This is a genomic window from Mycobacterium sp. E2327, assembly GCF_001672675.1.
In the GTDB taxonomy this organism is placed as follows: domain Bacteria; phylum Actinomycetota; class Actinomycetes; order Mycobacteriales; family Mycobacteriaceae; genus Mycobacterium.
Genome location: NZ_LZKE01000054.1, coordinates 1 through 2,961 on the forward strand (window position 1 = coordinate 1; position 2,961 = coordinate 2,961).

The following is a 2,961-nucleotide window of genomic DNA, read 5'->3' on the forward strand; positions in this document are numbered from 1 at the left end:
TGCCGGCGGTGTCGGCGCCCCGCCCGGGGGTGGGGCTGGGGCTGGTGGTCTCGCTGGACGACGCGGTGAGCTTGCCCGCCGCCCGGGAGATCTCCGTGGACAGCGCGCGGGCGTGTGCGGCGCGCTGGGTCGCGACGACGGTCAGCGCGGCCGCGACCTGGGGCGCGAGACCCACGGCCGTGGCGGCGGCCCCGGCCAGCGCGCTGTCTTTGCGGGCCTGGTCCAGCGGCCCCAACAGGTTTTCGACGGCGGGCGGCTTCGGCTGCGGTTCGCCGCAGGCGGACGCGACCACCCCGAGCGCAGCAAGGGCTGCGGCGCCGGCGAGCACACCCCGCCGGTTGGTAACCGGTACTGCGCTAGGCACAGCAACATCCTGCCATTGCGCGAAGGGGCGCCGGTCCAAGGACCGTGACCACGCACGATCACGCCGTTATGGGCGTTTCCTGGCGTATCGTGGGTAGCTGACTGACACCGGAAACCACCCGGAAACCACCTGGGTGGCGACATCCGCCAGATGACCGGACAACTCAAGATGAGGAGCTCGCCGTGACCACCGGGCTACCTTCGCAGACGCAGGTGATCGAGCTACTCGACGGAGAATTCGCGCGCGCCGGTTACGAAATCGAAGACGTGGTCATCGACAGCCGCGCGCGACCGCCGCGGATCACCGTGATCGCCGACGGCGACGAGCCCCTCGACCTCGACATGATCGCCACCCTGTCCCGTTCGGCATCGGCTTTGCTGGACGGCTCGGACATCGTCGGCGCCTTGCGCGACAGCTACGTGCTGGAGGTCAGTTCGCCGGGCGTGGACCGCCCGCTGACCAGCGAGAAACACTTCCGCCGCGCCCGTGGCCGCAAGGTCGAGGTCGCGTTGTCGGACGGATCGCAGCTCACCGGCCGGGTCGGGGAGACCCGCGACGGCACCGTCGCGCTGGTCGTTCGCGCCGGCCGGGACTGGACCGTACGCGAGATCCCCCGCACCGAGATCGTGAAAGCCGTTGTGCAGGTTGAGTTTTCACCACCAGCCCGGGCGGAGCTGGAACTGGCTGGATTGGCTGAGGCGGGGCGGCCGGACAGGACGGAGGCCGGAACATGAATATCGACATGGCCGCATTGCACGCGATCGAGGTGGATCGGGGCATCTCGGTCAACGAGCTGCTCGAGACGATCAAATCCGCGCTGCTCACCGCCTACCGGCACACGCAGGGCCATCAGATGGACGCGACCATCGAGATCGACCGCAAAACCGGCGTCGTTCGCGTGATGGCCCGGGAGACCGACGAGGACGGCAACGTCATCAGCGAATGGGACGACACCCCGGAGGGTTTCGGACGCATCGCCGCGACGACCGCGCGTCAGGTGATGCTGCAGCGATTCCGGGACGCCGAAAACGAGCGCACCTACGGGGAGTTCTCCACCCGCGAGGGGGAGATCGTCGCCGGGGTGATCCAGCGCGACAGCCGGGCCAACGCCCGCGGGCTGGTCGTGGTGCGGATGGGCAGCGAGACCAAGGCCTCCGAGGGCGTGATCCCGGCGGCCGAACAGGTCCCCGGCGAAAGCTACGAGCACGGCAACCGAATTCGCTGCTACGTCGTGGGCGTGACGCGCGGGTCCCGGGAGCCGGTGATCACGCTGTCGCGCACCCACCCCAACCTGGTCCGCAAGCTGTTTTCGCTGGAAGTCCCGGAAATCGCCGACGGGTCGGTGGAGATCGTGGCGGTGGCCCGGGAGGCCGGGCACCGCTCCAAGATCGCGGTGCGCTCGAACGTTCCCGGCCTCAACGCGAAGGGCGCCTGCATCGGCCCGATGGGGCAGCGGGTCCGCAACGTGATGAGCGAGCTGTCCGGCGAGAAGATCGACATCATCGACTACGACGAGGACCCGGCCCGGTTCGTCGCCAACGCGCTGTCGCCGGCGAAGGTGGTCTCCGTGTCGGTCATCGACCAGACGGCCCGGGCCGCCCGCGTGGTGGTGCCCGATTTCCAGTTGTCGCTGGCGATCGGCAAGGAGGGCCAGAACGCCCGGCTGGCCGCGCGACTCACCGGGTGGCGCATCGACATTCGCGGGGATTCACCGGGGCACGCCGAGAGCCACGCCGAACACAGCGCCGGTCACTCGGTGGCACACGATCACTGACCTCACCTAACCGGCCCGTGCGGGCGGTTCTGACCTCCGGTCAAGTGACGCTAGACTGAGCCGTGATCCAGCGCGAACTTCCGGGCCCCGTGCGAACGTGTGTCGGGTGCCGAAAGCGAGAGCTGGCCGCCGAACTGCTTCGCGTGGTGGCTGTGTCGACGGGGAACGGCGAATACGCCGCGATCGTTGACGACAGGAGTAGCCTGCCGGGGCGGGGTGCATGGCTGCATCCCGCGCCACAGTGCGTACAAGAGGCGATTCGGCGGCGGGCTTTCACCAAAGCGTTGCGCATCACCGGTCCACTGGACACATCCGCGGTGGTCGAGCACTTGGCAGTGCACGATTCGCGCGGCAACAGAAGAGGCAGCAAAGAACATGAGCACACCGTGAAGTCCCGATGACAATGCGTCATAGCTAAACCCGAGGCGCGCGGCCCACTGCTGTCGCCTCATAGACAGGAGATGTAGTGGCAGGTAAGGCCCGCGTACACGAGTTGGCCAAGGAACTCGGTGTCAGCAGCAAGGAAGTGCTCGCCCGACTGAATGAACAGGGCGAATTCGTCAAATCCGCATCGTCGACGGTAGAGGCGCCGGTAGCTCGCCGGCTGCGCGAGTCCTTCGGCGGCAGCAAGCCGGCCGCCACCAAGGCACCCGCCAAGTCGCTCGACAAATCCCTTGATCGAGCCCTCGACAAGGCGATCAGCAAGCCCGCCGGAAACGGTGAAGCGGCCGCCGCGCCCGCCAAGCCCGCCGCCGCGCAGAGCGCCCCGGCCGCGACGGCCGAAGCGCCCCCGGCGACGCCCGCGCCGCCGCGCTGTCCCGGG

The 2,961-nt window shown here is 68.7% G+C and carries 5 protein-coding genes; 4 read left to right on the forward strand and 1 reads right to left on the reverse strand.

Annotation, left to right across the window (positions count from 1 at the left end):
- Positions 1-364 (reverse strand): twin-arginine translocation signal domain-containing protein (locus A5712_RS06775; RefSeq protein ID WP_156766451.1); only part of this gene is annotated, 364 nt, incomplete at its 3' end.
- A gap of 182 nt (positions 365-546) precedes the next feature.
- Between A5712_RS06775 and rimP the strand changes: the two genes are divergently transcribed.
- The 4 genes from rimP to A5712_RS06790 all read left to right on the forward strand — a co-directional run.
- Positions 547-1,098, forward strand: coding sequence for a ribosome maturation factor RimP (gene rimP / locus A5712_RS06780; protein ID WP_068102807.1), 552 nt, complete (start codon positions 547-549; stop codon positions 1,096-1,098).
- On the forward strand, positions 1,095-2,138 hold the full coding sequence (gene nusA, locus A5712_RS06785) for a transcription termination factor NusA (RefSeq protein ID WP_068102809.1): 1,044 nt from the start codon (positions 1,095-1,097) through the stop codon (positions 2,136-2,138). Before rimP ends, nusA begins: the two co-directional genes overlap by 4 nt.
- Before the next feature lie 62 nt (positions 2,139-2,200).
- Positions 2,201-2,539, forward strand: a complete 339-nt coding sequence (locus tag A5712_RS30060) for a YlxR family protein (protein WP_197519313.1) — start codon at positions 2,201-2,203, stop codon at positions 2,537-2,539.
- A gap of 65 nt (positions 2,540-2,604) precedes the next feature.
- Positions 2,605-2,961, forward strand: a 357-nt coding sequence (locus A5712_RS06790) for a translation initiation factor IF-2 N-terminal domain-containing protein (RefSeq protein ID WP_197519314.1), incomplete at its 3' end; no start/stop codon positions are given.

Coding starts and splice junctions, on each gene's coding strand:
- nusA (WP_068102809.1), top strand. CDS start 1,095: ATGAATATCGACATGGCCGCATTGCACGCGATCGAGGTGGATCGGGGC.